Genomic DNA, 17798 nt, shown 5'->3' with positions numbered 1-17798 from the left:
CCACCGGCGTCAGGCTCCGCGGGACGGGCTGAGGAAACCGATGTTCTGGTACGCCTGGGCCAGGGTCACCGCCGACACGGCGCGCGCCTTGTCCGCGCCCACCGCGAGCACCTTGTCGAGGTAGCCGGGGTCCTCGAGGAAGGTCCGGGTGCGCTCCTGGACCGGCTTGACGAACTCGACCACGATCTCGGCGAGGTCCTTCTTGAGGTCGCCGTAGCCGCGGCCGTCGTACTGCTCGAGCAGTTCGTCTATGGTCCGCGAGGTGAGCGCCGCATACATGGTCAGCAGGTTGCTGATGCCGGGCTTGTTCTCCTCGTCGTAGAGGATCTCGCGACCGGTGTCGGTGACCGCCGACTTGATCTTCTTGGCCGAGCGCGACGGGTCCTCGAGCAGCTCGATGATGCCGTTGGGCGACGAGGCCGACTTGGACATCTTGGCGGTCGGGTCCTGCAGGTCGGTGATCTTCGCGGTGTCACGCACGATGTACGCCGACGGCACGGTGAACGTCTTGCCGAAGCGCGTGTTGAAACGCTGCGCCAGATCCCGGGTGAGCTCGAGGTGCTGCCGCTGGTCCTCGCCCACCGGCACCGCGTCGGCCTGGTAGAGCAGGATGTCCGCGGCCTGCAGGATCGGGTAGGTGAACAGGCCGACGCTGGTGGTGTCGGAGCCCTGCTTCGCCGACTTGTCCTTGAACTGCACCATGCGCCCGGCCTCACCGAAGCCGGTGATGCAGCTCAGCACCCAGCCGAGCTGCGCGTGCTCGGGCACGTGCGACTGCACGAAGAGGGTGCAGCGCTCGGGGTCGAGGCCGAGGGCGAGCAGCTGGGCGACCGACAGCCGGGTCCTGTTCCGCAGCGCCACCGGGTCGTGCCCCATGGTGATCGCGTGCAGGTCGACGACGCAGTAGAACGCGTCCGCCGTCTCCTGCATGGCAACCCAGTTGCGGACCGCTCCGAGATAATTGCCGAGATGGAACGAGTCGGCGGTCGGCTGGATGCCGGAAAGCACCCGCGGGCGGCGGTCGGCGTCGGACATGAGCGCCATTGTGTCAGTCTCGCCGGGCTTCCCGTCAAACGCCCGGCGCTGTCCGGGGCGATGTTCGATCATGTTGACTTGTGAGCGGTATTGAGTAACCTTGGACGCGGACGTCGTCCACTACGAAAGGTCGTGTGGTGAAACTTCTCGTCACCGGAGGCGCCGGCTACATCGGCAGCGTCACCAGCCGGCTGCTGCTCGACGCCGGCCACGAGGTTGTCATTCTGGACAACCTTGTCAACGGCTTCCGGGAAGCGGTCGCGCCCGACGCCACGCTCGTGGAGGCCGACATCGCCGACGCCGCCTCGGTGCTCACCCCGGACTCGGGCTTCGACGCCGTGCTGCACTTCGCGGGCCTCATCCAGGCCGGCGAGTCGATGACCAAGCCCGAGCTCTACTGGGACCACAACGTCAAGCGCTCGCTCGCGCTGCTCGACGCGGTCCGCGCCGCCCGGGTGCCGCGCTTCGTGTTCTCCTCCACGGCGGCGGTCTACGGCAACCCCACCGAGCTGCCCATCACCGAGTCCGCCACCAAGGCACCGACCAACACGTACGGCGCCACCAAGCTGACCTTCGACTTCGCGCTCACCTCCGAGGCCTTCGCGCACGGCCTGGCCGCCGTGTCGCTGCGCTACTTCAACGTGGCCGGCGCCCTGATCCGCGAGGACGGCACGGCCATCGGCGAGCGGCACGACCCCGAGACGCACCTCATCCCGATCGCGCTGCAGGCGGCCGCCGGCAAGCGGGACAAGCTGCAGCTGTTCGGCGACGACTACCCGACCGCCGACGGCACCTGCGTCCGCGACTACATCCACGTCCAGGACCTGGCCCGGGCCCACCTGCTCGCCCTCGAGGCGGCCACCCGCGGCGAGCACAAGATCTACAACCTGGGCAACGGCAACGGCTTCTCCAACCGCCAGGTCGTCGAGGCGGCCCGCGAGGTCACCGGCGCCGAGCTGCCGGTGGAGGTGGCCCCGCGCCGCGAGGGCGACCCGGCCACGCTCGTGGCGTCGTCCCAGCGCGCCCGCGACGAGCTCGGCTGGGTGCCGGAGAAGCCCACGCTCACCGACATGATCGGCGACGCCTGGGAGTTCTACCGCACCCACGTCGCATGATCTGATCATCGCCATGAATGTCGCCTCCTCGGCCGCAGCGGCCTTCCACAGCACCTTCGGCACCGGACCCGCCGGGCTCTGGGCGGCCCCCGGCCGGGTGAACCTGATCGGCGAGCACACCGACTACAACGACGGCTTTGTGCTGCCGTTCGCGCTGCCGCAACAGGTCGTGGCGGCCACGGCGGTGAGTGACGAGCCGGGGTGGACGGTCTGCTCCGACTTCGCCGACGAGCCGGTGACCTTCGCGTCGCCGGCTCCGGGCGACGTCGAGGGCTGGGCCGCGTACGCCGCCGGCGTGGTCTGGGCGCTGCAGGAGGCGGGCTTCACCGTGCCGCCCGCACGGATCGCGCTCGCCTCCGACGTACCGGTGGGAGCCGGGGTGTCGTCGTCGGCGGCGCTGGAGTCCGCGGTCCTGACCGCCCTCGCCGACCTGGGCGGCCTCGACCTGCCGGTGGCGAAGCGGCCGGCACTGGCCCAGCGCGCGGAGAACGTCTACGTCGGCGCACCCACCGGGATCATGGACCAGTCGGCGTCGATCCGCTGCGAGGCGGGGAAGGCGCTCTTCCTCGACTGCCGGTCGCTGGAGGTCGAGCAGATCCCGTTCGACCTGGCCGCCGAGGGTCTGGCCATCCTGGTCATCAACAGCAACACCCCGCATCAGCACGTCGACGGCGAGTACGGCGCCCGCCGCAGGTCCTGCGAGGAGGCCGCCCGCATCCTCGGCGTGGCCGCCCTGCGCGACGTCGGCGCCGATGACCTCGACGCGGCGCTGGCCAAGCTCGACGACGAGGTGATGCGCCGCCGGGTGCGCCACATCGTCACGGAGAACCAGCGCGTGCTGGACACGGTGGCATTGCTGCGCTCGGGCCGCATCCGCGAGATCGGCCCGCTGATGACGGCATCGCACGCCTCGATGCGCGACGACTTCGAGATCACCGTCGACCGGGTGGACGTGGCCGTCGAGGCGGCGCTGGCGGCCGGGGCGTACGGCGCCCGGATGACCGGTGGCGGCTTCGGCGGGTGCGTGCTGGCCCTCATCGACGCCGACCGGGCCGAGGCGACCACGGCCGCCGTCGAACAGGCGTACGCGGAACGGTCCTTCACGCCGCCGACCACCTGGTCGGCCACCCCGGGGCCGGGCGCCCGCCGGCTCTGACCGGCATATCCGCCCGTCCCCGCGGGTAAGCGCAGGGCATGACTGACGCATCCGAAGAGCACCGGCCGAACGAGTACGGCTTCTCCGGCGGCGCCACCGCGCCCGAGCCCACCCCGGAGAAGCCCGGCGAGGTGGACGGCGAGGCCATCGCGGTGCCGGCCGGCGACATCACCGGCGCGGTGAGCCACGCGATCGAGGACGCGACCACCCGCGACGACGACGAGCGCTGAACGGGGCTACCGCGGCACGGGTTGCGGGTCCGCGGTCGGCCCCTTCACCACGGGCCGGCCGCCGGGCCAGTCGACCCTGTCCAGCCACAGCTGCCGTCCGGGCGCCACGCTGCCGATCGCGTCGGGCGGCCACGCGTGGTAGAGCAGCCACGTCTCGCCGCCCGGCGTCGTGACCAGGAAACTGTGCCCCGGGCCCGCCGCGGCCGGCGTCGACCTCAGGATCGGGTTCTCGGCCGCCTTGCGGCACGGGCCGAGCGGGCCGTCGCACTCGGCGTAGCCCATCGCGTAGACGTCGCGGTCGAAGGCGTTCGCCGAGTAGAACAGCACCAGCTTGCCGTCGTGGCGGACCATCTGCGGCGCCTCGATGACGTGGTTCTCCCATGGGGCGTCGTTGGTGAGCAGCACGACGGCCTTCCCGGTCAGCGAGCGCCCGTCCGCGGCGAGGCGGCTGCCGTAGAGGTGGGTGGGCCGCCCGATCGCGTTGCCGTCGTTCTTCCAGTAGAGGTACAGGCCGCCGTCGGGGTCCCGGTACGGGCTGGCGTCGATCGAGCCGCCCTCGTCGCCCTGGCAGATCAGCGGCTCGGCGCGGTCGTCGACGAAGGGACCCGCGGGGCTCTTCGCGTACGCGACGCCGATGCACTGCCGGCCCGCCGCGGTCGACCGGGCGGTGTAGTAGAGCAGGTAGCCGCCGTCTCCCGCGATGACCTCGGGCGCCCAGGTGTTGCCGCGCTCGGCCCACTTGCCCACCTCGGGCAGCGCGTCGCCGGCGGGCGTCCAGGTGACCAGGTCGGGCGAGGTGAGGATCGGGACGTTCTGCGTGGTGTTGTTGGTGCCGTACGCGTACCAGATGCCGTCGGCCAGCACGGCCCCCGGATCGGGAAAGTTCTCGAGGAAGACGGGGTTGGTGAAGGTCTTGGGCACTGCGGGCTCCGATTCGTCAGCGGCGGTGCACCCCGCCAGCAGGAGCAAGGACGCCAGGGCTACGCCGATCTTCACGCTCAGCCCTTCAGACCCGACCGGGAGACGCCCTCGATGATGTAGCGCTGGCTGACCACGAACAGGATCAGCACCGGGACGCTGGCCAGCGTCGCACCGGCCATGATCACCGGATAGTTGATGTTGTAGGCGCCCTGCAGCGTGCCCAGCCCCGGCGGCAGCGTGAAGTTCTCCGGGCTGAACAGCACGTAGACCGGCCAGATGAAGTCGTTCCAGTTGCTCAGGAAGCTGATCACGGCCAGCGTGGCCAGGGCCGGCTTGGACAGCGGCAGGATGACCTTCGTGAAGATCTGGAGTGAGTTCGCGCCCTCCAGCACCGCGGCCTCCTCGAGCTCCCGGGGCAGCCCGAGGAAGAACTGCCGGAGGAAGAAGACGCCGAACGCGCTGGCGGCCCCGGGGATGATCAGCGCCCACAGGCTGTCGAGCCAGCCGAGCCGGTCGATGATCAGGAAGTTCGGGATGATCAGCGTGAAGATCGGCACGAACAGCGTCGCGACGATCAGGGCGAAGAAGATCCGCTTGCCCCGGAAGTCCATCCTGGCCAGCGCGTACGCCGCCATGGACGCGACCGCGAGCACGAGCAGCGCCTGCCCGCTCGCCGCCAGCAGGCTGTTGAGGAACCAGCGCAGCACGGGTGTCTGCGAGTCGCCGGCGAACAGCGTGTCGTACGCGCTGGTGGTGGGATCCTGCGGGACCAGCGTGGGCGGTACCCGGGTGGCCTCGTCCGCCGTCTTGAACGACGTGATGAGCATCCACACCACCGGCGCCACGAAGACGAGGCTCAGCCCGCCGAGCATCGTGTACCAGGCGATTCCTCTGACGCGGCCCATGGCTCAGTCCTTCGTCCGGAAGAGGCGGAACATGACCATGCTGATCAGCAGCAACGCGAGGGTGAGCAGGTAGCTCATCGCCGCGGCGCTGCCCATCCGGTAGCTGCGCAGCCCCTCCTCGGCGATGTACATGATCGCCGTACGGGTCTCCACACCCGGCGCGCCCTGGGTGATCAGGTACGCCTGCCCGAACATGTTGCTCGACGCCAGGATCGTGTTGATCACGACGAAGAGCAGCACTGGCCGCAGCCCCGGCAGGGTGACGCTGCGAAACTCCGCCCACTTGCCGGCGCCGTCCACCTTGGCCGCGTCGTACAGCTCGCGCGGGATGTCCTGCAAACCGGCGAGATAGATGACGGCGTTGAAACCCAGCGTCCACCACACCGTGACGCCGACCAGCGAGACCCACGCCCAGGGCAGACCCGTCGTCCACGCCGTGGCATTCGGCAGGCCGACCGCGCCGAGCAGCGCGTTGACCGCGCCCAGGTTCGGGTCCAACAGGAAGCGCCACAGCACGCCGATGACCGCGACGCCGAGCGCGTACGGCACGAAGTACACCGCCCGGAAGAACGTGCGGCCCCGGAACGGCCGGTTGAGGATCAGCGCGATGCCGAGCGGGACGGCCACCAGCAGCGGCACGCTGAACACCGTGAAGGTGGCAGTCGCCTGCATGCTCTGCCAGAAGAAGTCGAACACCGGCGAGGCGCTGTCGAACAGGGCACCGTAGTTGTCCAGCCCGACGAACGGCTTGCCGGGCAGCAGATAGTCCCAGTCGTGCAGGCTGATCCACAGCCCGTACGCGGCCGGCACCAGCGTGAACGTCACGAACAGCAGCCCGTACGGCAGCAGGAACAGGTACGGGGTGAGGCCCGCCCCCCGCCGCGACGCCGCCTTCGCGGGCGCCGCGGTCGAGGAGGCGGTCTCCTCCAGGACGTCGACCACGGGAATCAGCCGCCGTACTTCTTGCGGTTCTGCTCCAGGATCTGGGCCGCCTTGGCGGCCGCGTCGGCGAGTGCCTTGCCGGGCTCCTTGCGCAGCAGGATCGCCTCGTTGACGGCGGTGTCGATGGTCGCCATCGCGTCCGGGATGCCCGGCACCGAGGGCGGGAAGTGCAGGTTGTCGATCTGCGACCCGATCGCCGCCTGCTCCGTGAGCGCCTTGAACTCGGCGCCCTCGCGGATCTCCTTGCGGGCCGGCACCTGCCCGCCCTTGGCCCACTCGATGGAGTTCTTGCTGATGAAGTTGATGAAGACCTTGCCGGCCTGCAGCTTGTTCTGGTCCGGGGTGCGCTGCTTGAACTGCACGAAGTTGTGCGATCCGGCCCAGGCGGCCGGCTGCGAGCCGATCGTGGGCAGCGCGCTGACACCCCAGGTCAGACCCTTGACACCCTTGAGCGTGTTGATGGTCCAGATCCCGTTCCAGTTGAACGCGGCCTTGCCGTTCTGCAGCGCGATCAGGTCGGCGTCCTGGGCGACGTTCTTCGGGCTGTAGCCGTTCTTCACCAGATCGGTGAGCCAGGTCAGCGCCTGCACACCGGGCGCCTCGGCGAACAGCGGCTTGGTCGCGTTCTCGTCGAACAGCTGCCCGCCGAACTGCCACGTCAGCGACTCGAACTGCATCGTGCCGGTGAACGGGAACGGCGTCGCCCAGTGCCCCTGCACGCCCTTGCTCTTCAGCGCGTCCAGGGCCTTCATGTAGTCGTCCTTGGTCTGCGGCGGGTTCTCCGGGTCGAGACCGGCCTTCTCCAGCACCGACTTGTTGTAGAACATGCCCAGCGGGTGCACGTCGAGCGGGATGGCGTACCGCTTGTTGTTGTAGACCCCGGCCCGCCACACCGGCGGCGAGAAGTCCTCCTCCTTGAGCTGCAGCGACGCCGCGACGTCGTCGAGCGGCAGAACGACACCGCGCGCGGCGTTCGTGGCCACCTGCTCCACGTGCATGATGCCCAGGTCGGGACCGTTGCCCGTGGACACCGCCGCGGGCACCTTCTGGTAGTAGTCGGCCCACTCGTACACGTTCATCGTGACCTTGATGTTCGGGTTCTCGCTGTTGAACCGGTCCACCAGGGACTTCATCACCGGGCCGTCGCCGCCGGTGAAGCCGTTCCAGAAGGTCAGCGCGACGTTCGGGCCGGTGTAGGCGGTCGAGGCGGGCTGAGCGTTCTTGCCGCCCCCGACGACCGGGTTGGGACCGTCGTCGCCGCAGGCGCCGAGCAGCACGGCGCCGCCGGCGCCTACACCGAGCCCGAGCAGGCCGCGGCGGGTCAGATGTGGTTTCACGGTTTCTCCTCGGGGGTGAATCGGAGCGCGTGCCAGGAGACGGGAGGCAGCAGGACGGTCGCTCGCCCGCCGTCGAGGGCGGGCATTTCTTCGGTACGCGGACAGACGCGATCAGGCGCAGCAGCGGAATTGACGATTCGCGGGTCGGCCTCGGCGAGCTCGATCCGCTCCCCCGCCCGCAACCCGGGGAAGGCCCGCAGATCCAGCTCCAGCGCAACGGCCTCGGTGCCACGGTTGACCGCGAAGATCGTGAGCTCCCCGGTCGTCCCGTCCCGGGTGGCGACCGCGTCGAGCACAGGCACGTCACCGAAGGCGCCGGTGGCCATCACGGGTGCGGTGACGGCCGCCCGCAGCACGGTCCCCCGCGCCAGCCGAGCGGTCTGCGCGAACGGATGGAAGATCGTCTGCCGCCACGCCGGCCCACCGGCCGCCGTCCGGATCGGCGCGATCACGTTGACCAGCTGAGCCTGGCACCCGACGGTCAACCGGTCCGCGTGCCGCAACATGCTGATGAGCAGGTTGCCGACCACCATCGCGTCGGTGACCGTGTAGTCGTCCTCGATGAGCGGCGGCAGCTCCTCGATCCCCCGGTCCTCCGGCTCGGTGAACCGCGACTGGTACCAGACGTTCCACTCGTCGAGCGCCAGGTTGATGCGCTTGCGCCGGCGCAGCTTGGCCCGCACATGGTCGGCGGTGGCCACCACGTCCTCGACGAACCCGTCGAGCTGCACGGCCGACGCCCGGAAACTTGCCTCGTCCTGCTTGCCGGGATCGAAATAGTGGTGCAGGGACAGATAGTCGACCTGGTCGTACGCCTCCTCCAGCACCGTCGCCTCCCACGCCGCGAAGGTCGGCATGTCGGCGTTGGAGCTACCGCAGGCCACCAGCTCGATCGACGGATCGACCCGCTTCATGGCATGCCCGGCCCGCGCGGCGAGCCGCCCGTACTCCCGCGCAGTCAGCGCACCGATCTGCCAGGGCCCGTCCATCTCGTTGCCGAGGCACCACAGCCGGATGTCGTGCGGCTGTCCGACCCCGTGCTTGCGCCGCAGGTCCGCGGCCGCGGTGCCGTCGGGAACGTTGCAGTACTCGACCAGCTCGGCGGCCTCGGCGATCCCCCGCGTCCCCAGGTTCACCGCCATCATCGGGGCGACGCCGGCGTGCTCGGCCCACCGCATGAACTCGTTGAGCCCGAAGGCGTTGCTCTCCAGCGCCCGCCAGGCCAGATCGAGCCGCCGGGGCCGGTCCCCGACCGGCCCGACACCGTCCTCCCAGCGGTAGTTGGAGACGAAGTTGCCGCCGGGATAGCGCACCAGGGTGACCCCCAGCTCCCGGACGAGCTCGAGCACGTCGGTCCGCAGCCCGTCGGCGTCGGCCCGGGGATGGCCGGGCTCGAAGATGCCGGTGTAGACGCAGCGGCCCATGTGTTCCACGAAGGAACCGAACAGCCGCGGATCCACGTCGCCGATGGCGAAGGCGGGGTCGAGGGTCAGGTTGGCGCTGGTCACGTATCACTCCCGTCGCAGCGGTTGTGTGCCGTCTCACTGGTTTACAACGTTGGAACCATCGTTGTAAAGAGCTTGAGACAGAGTGGTTACGGGGTGGGGTGGGTGCTCGGGCGGGTTTCTCCCCGGCTGTCCGGGTTGGGCCTTCTTCGCGCTCCGGGCCTGTTCGCGGGGGACCTATCTTGCGCCCGCGTGCGGTTCCCAGGCTGGCGCTGTTCGCGTACGCGAACCCCATTCGCAGGGCGGGCTGTTCAGTCGAGCGAACGCTGTTCGCACGCGGCGCTGTCCACTTTCCAAACCCGCTCGGGCGGGTCAGCGGCCGAGCGTGCTCTCCCGGGCGATCAGCCGGTAGTCCACCTTCAGCTCGCGCGGCGGCCCCGCCGGGTCGCTGTCGTCGCCGGCCCGGATCTCCCCGAGCCGCTCCGCCAGCAGGTCCACGGCCAGCCGGGCGATCCGCGCGGTGTCCGGAGCGATCGTGCTCAGTGTCGGGGTGGAGAACCGGCCGTCCTCGATATCGTCGAACCCGATCACCGCAACGTCCTCTGGCACCGACAGCCCCCGGTCCAGCAGCGTGCGGATCGCCCCCAGGGCGAGCACGTCGTTGAAGCAGAAGACCGCGTCCGGCCGGACCGGGCCGTCGAGCAGCCGGCCCATCGCCTCGGCGCCGTCGGCTCGGTGGAAGCTCTCCACCTCGGCGATCAGGGCCGGATCCTCCGGCAGGCCGGCGTCGACGAGGGCCGCCCGATAGCCCGCCAGACGCTGGTGCGCGGTCACAGCCGAGGGCGGGCTCTGCGCGCCGATCGCCGCGACCCTGCGCCGGCCGAGCGCGGCGAGATGGGCCGTGGCGTCGGCGGCCGCGGCGGTGTTGTCGATGGCCACGTGGTCGGCGGGCCCGTGCCACACCCGCTCGCCCAGCAGCACCATCGGGGTGTCGCCGGTGCTGGTGAGCTCCTCGCCGGCCAACGCCAGCGGGCTGAAGATGAGGCCGTCGATGGCGTGGCGGCGCAGGCCCGCGACGAGGTTGCGCTCGCGGTCCTCGTGGCCGTCGGTCTGGTCGATGAGCACGGTCCAGGAACGGCGCTCCGCGGCCTGCACGATGAGCCCGGCAAGCTCGGCGAAGTACGGCGTCTGCAGCTCGGGCACGGCGAGCGCGATCACCCCGGACCGCCCGCTGCGCAGCTGGCGCGCGGCCACGTTCGGGATGTACCCGAGGGCGTCGATCGCCTGCTGCACCCGGGCCCGCGTCTCGGGCGAGACGTGCACGTACCCGTTGACCACATTGGAGACGGTCTTGATGGACACGCCGGCGCGTGCGGCCACGTCCTTCAAGCCCGGTGGCACGGACCTCGCCCCGTCCCCTTCTCCCGGCCGCCGCGCCCCACAGGCCCGCGGCCACCCTTGTCCCAGCGGCCACACGACCCAGAAGCCGCAACCGCCCCGTTCTCAGCGGCCACACGACCCGAAAGCCGCAACCGCCCGGTTCTCAGCGGCCACACGACCCGGAAGCCGCCACCACTCACTTACCCGGCAGCCACACGATCCAGAGTGACTGCTCTTTGCCCGGCGAGCGCGGCCTGGAAGTCCGCGGCTGCCTTCTTCCCGGTCGGCCCGCCCGGCCGCGGCCGGGCGGGCGTTGCCGGTGTGCGCTCAGGCGGCTTCGATGATCATGCCGGCGCCGACCGTGCGGTTGGTCGACTCGTCGATCAGGATGAAGCCGCCGGTGGTGCGGTTGCGACGGTACTCGTCCGCGAGCAGCGGCACCGTCGTGCGGAGCTTGACCCGGCCGATCTCGTTCAGCGCGAGTCCCGAGGCTTCCTCGTCGCGGTGCAGCGTGTTCACGTCGAGCCGGTACTGCAGGCCGCGGACGACCGTGCGGGCCGTACGGGTCGTGTGCTTGATCGTGTACTTCGCGCCGACGCGCAGCGGGGCCGTCTCGTCCATCCAGCAGACCATCGCCTCGACGTCCTGGGCTACCGCCGGGGCGTTGTGCGGGCGGCAGATCATGTCGCCGCGGGAGATGTCGATCTCGTCGGTCAGGCGGACCGTTACCGACATGGGCGGGAAGGCCTCGTCGACCGGGCCGTCCGCGGTGTCGATGGCCGCGATCTTGCTCATCATGCCGGAGGGCAGCACCATCACGTCGTCGCCCGGCTTCAGGACACCCGAGGCGACCTGGCCCGCGTAGCCGCGGTAGTCGGTGACCGTGGTCGACTGCGGGCGGATCACGTACTGCACCGGGAAGCGGACGTCGACCAGGTTGCGGTCCGACGCGATGTGGACGTGCTCCAGGTGGTGCAGCAGGGACGGGCCCTCGTACCAGGGGCTCTTCTCCGACCGGGAGGCGATGTTGTCGCCCTCCAGGGCCGAGATCGGGATGATCGTGAGGTCCGTGATGTCCAGTTTCGCGGCGAACGAGGTGAACTCGTCGGCGATCCGGTCGTAGACGTCCTTGTCCCAGCCGACCAGGTCCATCTTGTTGATGCACAGGACCAGGTGCGGCACTCGCAGCAGCGAGGTGAGGAACGCGTGCCGGCGGGACTGCTCGACGAGGCCCTTGCGGGCGTCGACCAGGATCAGCGCGAGGTCGGCGGTCGAGGCACCCGTGACCATGTTGCGGGTGTACTGGATGTGCCCCGGGGTGTCCGCGATGATGAACTTGCGCCGCGGCGTCGCGAAGTAGCGGTACGCCACGTCGATCGTGATGCCCTGCTCCCGCTCGGCCCGGAGACCGTCGGTGAGCAGCGCCAGGTTCGTGTACTCGTCGCCGCGCGCGGCGCTGACCGCCTCGACCGCCTCGAGCTGGTCGGAGAAGAGCGACTTGGTGTCGTACAGCAGCCGCCCGATGAGGGTCGACTTGCCGTCGTCGACGCTGCCGGCGGTGGCGAACCGCAGCAGGTCCATGTTGCGGGCGGCGGCCGCCTCGGTCTCCAGAACTGCCTGACTCATCAGAAGTAGCCTTCCCGCTTGCGGTCTTCCATCGCCGCCTCGCTGACCTTGTCGTCGCCCCGGGTGGCGCCGCGCTCGGTGATCCGGGTCGCGGCCACCTCGTCGATGACCTTCTCGACGGTGTCGGCGTCGGAGAGCACCGCGGCGGTCTGGGACGCGTCGCCGACCGTGCGGTAGCGCACCCGGCGGGTCTCGACCGTCTCGCCGTCCCTCGGGACGATGAACTCGTTGACCGCGTAGAACATCCCGTCGCGCTCGACGACCTCGCGGTCGTGGGCGTAGTAGATGCTCGGCAGCGCGATGCGCTCCTTGGCGATGTAGTGCCACACGTCCAGCTCGGTCCAGTTCGAGAGCGGGAACACGCGGATCGACTCGCCCGGGTGGTGCCGGCCGTTGTACAGCGACCACAGCTCCGGGCGCTGGTTCTTCGGGTCCCACTGGCCGAACTCGTCGCGGAAGCTGAACATCCGCTCCTTGGCGCGCGCCTTCTCCTCGTCGCGGCGGGCGCCGCCGAAAAGGGCGTCGAAGCGGTACTTCTCCACCGCGTTGAGCAGCACCGGGGTCTGGATCCGGTTGCGGGTGCCGTCGGGCAGCTCCCGCACGAGCCCGGAGTCGATCGCCTCCTGCACGCTGGCGACCACCAGGTTGAGCCCGAGCTCGGCGACGCGGGCGTCGCGATACTCGAGCACCTCGGGGAAGTTGTGACCGGTGTCGACGTGCATGACCGGGAACGGGATGCGGGCCGGGGCGAATGCCTTCTCGGCCAGCCGCAGCATCACGATCGAGTCCTTGCCGCCGGAGAAGAGCAGCACGGGCCGCTCGAACTCGGCCATGACCTCGCGCATGACGAAGATGCTCTCGGCTTCGAGGGCATCGAGATGGGATACGCGATAGGGCTTCGCCTGACTCACAGGGTCCCAGCCTTTCGATTCCGTGCGTGTGCAGAGGGTCAGGTTAGCGGGAGATGACGCTGCAGCGCTGCAAGCAACCGAGGGGCGAGATCCTTGCGGCAGACCACCAGGTCGGGCAGTTTCGGATCGGCCTGGTTGTATTTCAACTCACTTCCGTCGATTCGGGAAGCGTGCAGTCCGGTGGCCGTCGCCACAGCGACGGGGGCGGCGCTGTCCCACTCGTACTGGCCGCCCGCGTGCACGTAGGCGTCCGCGTCGCCGCTGATCACGGCGGCGATCTTCACGCCGGCCGACCCCATCGGCACCAGCTCCGCGCCGATGTCCTCGGCCAGGGCGGTCACGAACGCCGGCGGGCGGGTGCGGCTCGCGGCGATGCGGATCGGCCCGCCGGTCGCGGCGGCCAGCGGCAGCGGCGGGTACGCGGGGGTGTGGTCGGTGGCGAGCGTACGGTGCTGAGCCGGCATCGCCACGGCACCGGCGGACAGGCAGCTCGGGCTGGAGCAGTCGGCGGTCCACAGGGCCACGTGCACCGCCCAGTCCGTACGGCCCTCCTCGGAGAACTCGCGGGTGCCGTCGAGCGGGTCGACGATCCACACGCGGGAAGCGTCGAGCCGGTCCGGACGGACGATGCTGTGCTCGCCGTCCTGCCACGCGACGCGGGAGTGGTCGTCCTCCTCCGACAGCACCGCGTCGGCGGGGCGCCAGCGGGCGAGCTCCGTACGCAACAGATCGTGGGCGGCTTTGTCCCCGGCGGCCTTGAGGGCCTTGCCGTCGGCATAGCCCATGTCCGCGCGGACCTGGAGCAGCACCTGGCCGGCGCGGTCGGCCAGCCAGCGGGCGAAGGCCGAATCGTTGACCGGCGGCGTTCCGGAGTTGTCCGGCTCCCGCTGCCCCGCTATGCGCGCCGACGTCCCTGTCTGCTCGCTCATCGCTCTCCTCATGAAGTTCAGTACGCTCCCGACGACCGCACCACCGCGGTCATGGTCCGCAAAAGGATCACCAAGTCCAAGCTGAGTGACCAGTTCTCCACATAGCGCAGGTCGAGCCTGACCGCCTCCTCCCACGGCAGGTCCGAACGTCCGGAAACCTGCCACAGGCCGGTCATGCCCGGTTTGACCGCCAGCCGGCGCCGCACGTCGTCGGCGTAGGCGGCGACCTCCGACGGCAGCGGCGGTCGCGGTCCGACCAGCGACATCTGGCCCAGGAGGACGTTGAGAAGCTGAGGGAGCTCGTCCAGCGAGAGCCTGCGCAGCCACCGTCCGACCGGGGTGACGCGGGGGTCGTCGCGGATTTTGAAGAGCACACCGTCGTGCTCGTTGAGGTGCCGGAGCTCGGCCAGCCGGGCCTCGGCGTCGACGTACATGCTGCGGAACTTGAAGATCCGGAACTCGGACCCGTCACGTCCGACCCGTACCTGTCGAAAGAGTACCGGGCCACGGGAGGTGAGCCGGACGCAGAGTGCGACGGTTAACAGCAGCGGACCGAAGACGATCAGCAGGACCAGGGCGCCGAGCCGGTCGAACAGGTCCTTGATGACCCGCGCGCCGCCGTGCAGCCGGGGATGCTCGACGTGCAGCATCGGCAGGCCGTCGAACGGGCGGATCGTGGTCCGAGCCCCGGCGACGTCGATGAGCGCGCTCGCGACGATCAGGTCCACCTCGTCGCGTTCCAGCCGCCAGGCGAGCCGGCGCAGCGCGACGCCGTCCAGTTCCGGGCAGCTCAGCACCACGACGGTGTCCGCATCGGCGGCATCGACGGCGTTCGCCACGTCGTCGAAGGTGCCATACACCGGCAAATCGACCACACCGTCATGGTCGGGCGGAAGGCAGGCACCGACGACCTCGAGGCCGTGGTAGCGCTCGCGGCGCAACTGCCGGGTGATGCCGATGACGGACAGCTCGTGTCCGACGACCAGAACGCGGCGCAGGCTCTCCCCGCGCGCCCGCTTCACGTGCAGCCGCTTGCGCAGGACGAAACGCAGCACCACGGCCGAGACGATCGCCGTCGGCAGCGCGGCCAGGACGTACGAGCGCGCCAGGTCTAGCTCCAGCGCGTACGAGACGACGGCCACGCCCGCGATCAGGCCGACACCGCCGCGCAGGACCCGCTGGTACTCGTCCGTGCCGACGAACAGGAAACGGCGTTCGTACGCCCTGCTCACCACCAGGACGGCCAGCAGCGCCACCGGAAGCAGCGCCGACAGCAGCAGATACCACCGGTTGTACGTGGTCACCTCGTCGCCGAAGCGCAATGCGAACGTCACGGCACCGGCGGCCACCCCGGCGATCAGATCGGAGAGCACGAGGACGCGCACGTACCGGCGTTCCCAGCGCTGCCGCCGGGACATCGCCGCGTGCTTTCCGCGTACCCGGACAAAAGGCCGGACCGCCGGCCGAGCCGCCGCCGATCGGTTGGGGCGCTGGGACCAGTGGCGGTCCACCGCCTGGTTCTTCGCCCGCTCACTCGCGAGCGTGCCACCGGCCCCCGCCTGCGGCGGCGCGTTGTCCTCGTCGCCGGCCGGCCGCGCGGGCGCCGGGATCTTGCTGTTGCGGCCGCGGTCACGGTGCGGCGACGGCCGGTGCGGCCGCGGCCCGTGGTTGGCCGGCGGGTGGTTCGCCGGGCCGTGATTCTCCGGTACGCACAGATCGGACGCATGTCCGTGGTCCTGGCCGACGACGAAGCGGACGTCCGTCCGGGCGGCTTCCGTCCCGCCCCGCCGCTGGATGGTCGGCAGGACCACCGTCGGTTCGTCCAGTATCGCCTTGCGGCTTCCGGACAGGTCCTGTGTCATCCGAACCTCCCCCGCGCCGTCGATTCACGCGCACCATTTCGGTGCGCTATGTGCCCAACGCGCAAAAGGCGGACATCGTCACGGGACCGATAGGCGGACAAAACGGTCCAAACGATCTATCGGTTTCGGCCTCGCATGATCACATTCCGTGGTATTTGTTCTGCGCCCATTCGACGCCCTCGAACACCACGGCCTCGGTCACATCCGCGGCCCGATCGATGAGGAACTCCAGCTCCTTACGCTCCACCGAGGAGAAATCCGACAGCACGAAATCGGCCGGATCCTGCCGCCCCGGCGGCCGGCCGATGCCGAACCGCACCCGGGCGTACTCCTTGCTGCCCAGCGACTTCGACATCGAACGCAACCCGTTGTGACCACCCTCACCACCGCCGCGCTTCACCCGGACCTGCCCGTACGGCACGTCCAGCTCGTCGTGGACGGCGATCACATGCTCCACCGGCACCTTGAAGAACTGCGCCAGCGCCACCACCGGAGCACCCGACAGATTCATGTACGTCAGCGGCTTGGCCAGCACCAGCTTCGGACCGCCGAACCCCAGCCGCCCCTCGGCGACCTCGGCCACCGCCCGCTTGTGCCGCCCGAACTTGCCGCCGACCCGGGACGCCAGCAGGTCCGCGACCATGAAGCCGACGTTGTGCCGGTTGCCCGCGTACTCCCGGCCGGGGTTGCCCAGGCCGACCACCAGCCAGGGTGCGTCCTCGGTCATGCAGGTCTCCTCGACGAAAAACAGGGAAAGTGCCGACCGGCACTTTCCCTGTTCGGTGCTTGCTGGGTCAGCTCGCGGCTTCCTCGGACGACTCGCCCTCGGCAGCCTCGGCGGCACCCTCGCCGGTGTCACCCTCCATCTGCTCGGCGGTCTGCGCCTGCGACACGATCGCGATGACGTGCTCCGGCTCCACGGCCAGCTCGGTGCCGGTCGGCAGCGTCACGTCGCCGGCGGTCACCTGCGAACCGGCCTCCAGGCCCTCGATCGAGACCTCGAGGTGGTTCGGCACGTGCAGCGCCTCGGCGGTCACCGACAGCGTCGTGCTCTCGGTCACCACGAGCGTGTTCTTGGCGGCCTCGCCGACCAGCGTCACGGGGACGTCGACCTGGACCTTCTCGCCGCGCTTCACGATGATCAGGTCCACGTGCTCGTACGTGTCCTTGATCGGGTCACGCTGGATGGCCTTCGGCAGGGCCAGCGTGGTGCCGGTGCCACCGGCCACGTCGATCGTGAAGACCTGGTTGAGCCCGCCGTGCCGGATGGCGGCGGCGAACTCCCGCGCGGGCAGCGCGATGTGGACGGGGGCTTCGCCGTGGCCGTACAGCACGGCAGGCACCAGGCCGGCCCGGCGCGTGCGGCGGGCACCACCCTTGCCGAACTCGGTACGGGGCTCGGCGCTGATCTTTACCTCGGACACGGGGAAACTCCTGAAACTCTGGATCGGGCTGCGTCAAAGTCGGCGGGCTGCGGGCGGTGTTCGGCGGGGGCCGAGCTTGGGTGGTGCTCAGTGCTGGGCAAGGGGCGCACTGGGCACAGGCCCGGAGCACCGCGTCGATCACGGTGCCTCAAGCGAACTCCGCAAACCTGCAGCAGACCGCGTGGCACCCTCGCCGTGGCAACCGCACCAGCTTACCTGCCGCGCGCGCGTGCTGACCGGCGGGTCCCGTCAGCTGGCTTCCCTTGCCAAAACTTCACCCGACCGATGCAACTTGCACCCCGCTCAGAGCGCGTCCGCCAGCAACGAACGACAGCACTCGGATGCACAAAACGAGCCTGGCACGCCGGGCCATCGGACGAGGCGAAAGCAGCACGCCGAGCAAGAGCCCGACGGCCCGGCGACCCGGCGACCCGGCGAAACCGGGGCGCGGCGAGACCGGGGCGCGGCGAGACCGGGGCGCGGCGAGACCGGCGGCCCGGCAGGACCGGGGCCGCGGCGGGAGCAGGCCGTCGGGCGTGGGCAAGCTTGAGCGGGCGCGGCGGGAGCGGACGCAGCCAAA

At 70.0% G+C, this 17798-nt stretch carries 16 protein-coding genes; 3 read left to right on the top strand and 13 right to left on the bottom strand.

Going from position 1 to position 17798, the window contains the following annotated elements:
• Positions 1-9 precede the first annotated feature (9 nt).
• Positions 10-1035 (bottom strand): tryptophan--tRNA ligase, encoded by a 1026-nt coding sequence (trpS, locus tag AB0J80_RS02485; protein WP_364699427.1) that lies wholly within the window; start codon positions 1033-1035, stop codon positions 10-12.
• Between the two features lie 137 nt (positions 1036-1172).
• Between trpS and galE the strand changes: the two genes are divergently transcribed.
• From galE to AB0J80_RS02470, 3 genes are read left to right on the top strand one after another with little or no spacing between them, the layout of a single operon-like run.
• Positions 1173-2150, top strand: coding sequence for a UDP-glucose 4-epimerase GalE (gene galE / locus AB0J80_RS02480; RefSeq protein ID WP_364699425.1), 978 nt, complete (start codon positions 1173-1175; stop codon positions 2148-2150).
• Between the two features lie 13 nt (positions 2151-2163).
• On the top strand, positions 2164-3306 hold the full coding sequence (gene galK, locus AB0J80_RS02475; protein ID WP_364699423.1) for a galactokinase: 1143 nt from the start codon (positions 2164-2166) through the stop codon (positions 3304-3306).
• Between the two features lie 38 nt (positions 3307-3344).
• Positions 3345-3536 carry a hypothetical protein gene (locus tag AB0J80_RS02470; RefSeq protein ID WP_364699421.1) on the top strand — a complete coding sequence of 64 codons (192 nt, stop codon included), beginning with the start codon at positions 3345-3347 and terminating at the stop codon, positions 3534-3536.
• A 6-nt stretch (positions 3537-3542) separates the two neighbouring features.
• Here AB0J80_RS02470 and AB0J80_RS02465 read toward each other — a convergent pair whose 3' ends face one another.
• The 12 genes from AB0J80_RS02465 to AB0J80_RS02410 all read right to left on the bottom strand — a co-directional run bounded on the left by AB0J80_RS02465 (position 3543) and on the right by AB0J80_RS02410 (position 17218).
• Positions 3543-4532: a glycoside hydrolase family 43 protein gene (locus AB0J80_RS02465; RefSeq protein WP_364699419.1), complete on the bottom strand. Its 990-nt coding sequence runs from the start codon at positions 4530-4532 to the stop codon at positions 3543-3545.
• Between the two features lie 2 nt (positions 4533-4534).
• Positions 4535-5362, bottom strand: a complete 828-nt coding sequence (locus AB0J80_RS02460; protein WP_364699417.1) for a carbohydrate ABC transporter permease — start codon at positions 5360-5362, stop codon at positions 4535-4537.
• Positions 5363-5365: 3 nt separating this feature from the next.
• Positions 5366-6304, bottom strand: a complete 939-nt coding sequence (locus tag AB0J80_RS02455; protein WP_364699415.1) for a sugar ABC transporter permease — start codon at positions 6302-6304, stop codon at positions 5366-5368.
• 5 nt (positions 6305-6309) lie between these two features.
• The gene (locus tag AB0J80_RS02450; protein ID WP_364699413.1) at positions 6310-7641 is read right to left on the bottom strand and encodes an ABC transporter substrate-binding protein; all 1332 of its coding nucleotides are present in this window, start codon (positions 7639-7641) and stop codon (positions 6310-6312) included.
• The gene (locus AB0J80_RS02445) at positions 7638-9149 is read right to left on the bottom strand and encodes an alpha-N-arabinofuranosidase (protein WP_364699411.1); all 1512 of its coding nucleotides are present in this window, start codon (positions 9147-9149) and stop codon (positions 7638-7640) included. The genes AB0J80_RS02450 and AB0J80_RS02445 overlap by 4 nt, the downstream gene beginning before the upstream one ends.
• A 309-nt stretch (positions 9150-9458) precedes the next feature.
• A complete protein-coding gene (locus AB0J80_RS02440; protein ID WP_364699409.1) occupies positions 9459-10487 on the bottom strand; it encodes a LacI family DNA-binding transcriptional regulator in 1029 nt (342 codons plus the stop codon).
• 306 nt (positions 10488-10793) lie between these two features.
• Positions 10794-12092 (bottom strand): sulfate adenylyltransferase subunit CysN, encoded by a 1299-nt coding sequence (cysN, locus tag AB0J80_RS02435; protein WP_364699407.1) that lies wholly within the window; start codon positions 12090-12092, stop codon positions 10794-10796.
• Entirely contained in the window at positions 12092-13003 is a 912-nt protein-coding gene (cysD, locus tag AB0J80_RS02430) for a sulfate adenylyltransferase subunit CysD (RefSeq protein ID WP_364699405.1), read from the bottom strand. Before cysD ends, cysN begins: the two co-directional genes overlap by 1 nt.
• Before the next feature lie 38 nt (positions 13004-13041).
• The gene (locus tag AB0J80_RS02425; protein WP_364699403.1) at positions 13042-13932 is read right to left on the bottom strand and encodes a 3'(2'),5'-bisphosphate nucleotidase CysQ; all 891 of its coding nucleotides are present in this window, start codon (positions 13930-13932) and stop codon (positions 13042-13044) included.
• Positions 13933-13949: 17 nt separating this feature from the next.
• The gene (locus tag AB0J80_RS02420) at positions 13950-15794 is read right to left on the bottom strand and encodes an exopolysaccharide biosynthesis polyprenyl glycosylphosphotransferase (protein ID WP_364699402.1); all 1845 of its coding nucleotides are present in this window, start codon (positions 15792-15794) and stop codon (positions 13950-13952) included.
• Between the two features lie 139 nt (positions 15795-15933).
• Positions 15934-16521 (bottom strand): aminoacyl-tRNA hydrolase, encoded by a 588-nt coding sequence (gene pth, locus AB0J80_RS02415; RefSeq protein ID WP_364699400.1) that lies wholly within the window; start codon positions 16519-16521, stop codon positions 15934-15936.
• 67 nt (positions 16522-16588) lie between these two features.
• Positions 16589-17218: a 50S ribosomal protein L25/general stress protein Ctc gene (locus AB0J80_RS02410; protein WP_364699398.1), complete on the bottom strand. Its 630-nt coding sequence runs from the start codon at positions 17216-17218 to the stop codon at positions 16589-16591.
• Between the last annotated feature and the right edge of the window lie 580 nt (positions 17219-17798).

The sequence above is a fragment of the Actinoplanes sp. NPDC049548 genome, from assembly GCF_040676695.1.
GTDB lineage: Bacteria > Actinomycetota > Actinomycetes > Mycobacteriales > Micromonosporaceae > Actinoplanes.
Note: the sequence above shows the minus strand (reverse complement) of the source record. Positions and strands in the feature narration are given on the sequence as shown.

What these genes read in the sequence shown, in the direction of transcription:
- pth (WP_364699400.1), bottom strand. Translation starts at nt 16,521, where the DNA reads ATGACCGAGGACGCACCCTGGCTGGTGGTCGGCCTGGGCAACCCCGGC.
- galK (WP_364699423.1), top strand. Translation starts at nt 2,164, where the DNA reads ATGAATGTCGCCTCCTCGGCCGCAGCGGCCTTCCACAGCACCTTCGGC.
- AB0J80_RS02470 (WP_364699421.1), top strand. Translation starts at nt 3,345, where the DNA reads ATGACTGACGCATCCGAAGAGCACCGGCCGAACGAGTACGGCTTCTCC.
- trpS (WP_364699427.1), bottom strand. Translation starts at nt 1,035, where the DNA reads ATGTCCGACGCCGACCGCCGCCCGCGGGTGCTTTCCGGCATCCAGCCG.
- AB0J80_RS02460 (WP_364699417.1), bottom strand. Translation starts at nt 5,362, where the DNA reads ATGGGCCGCGTCAGAGGAATCGCCTGGTACACGATGCTCGGCGGGCTG.
- AB0J80_RS02425 (WP_364699403.1), bottom strand. Translation starts at nt 13,932, where the DNA reads ATGAGCGAGCAGACAGGGACGTCGGCGCGCATAGCGGGGCAGCGGGAG.
- cysN (WP_364699407.1), bottom strand. Translation starts at nt 12,092, where the DNA reads ATGAGTCAGGCAGTTCTGGAGACCGAGGCGGCCGCCGCCCGCAACATG.
- AB0J80_RS02420 (WP_364699402.1), bottom strand. Translation starts at nt 15,794, where the DNA reads ATGACACAGGACCTGTCCGGAAGCCGCAAGGCGATACTGGACGAACCG.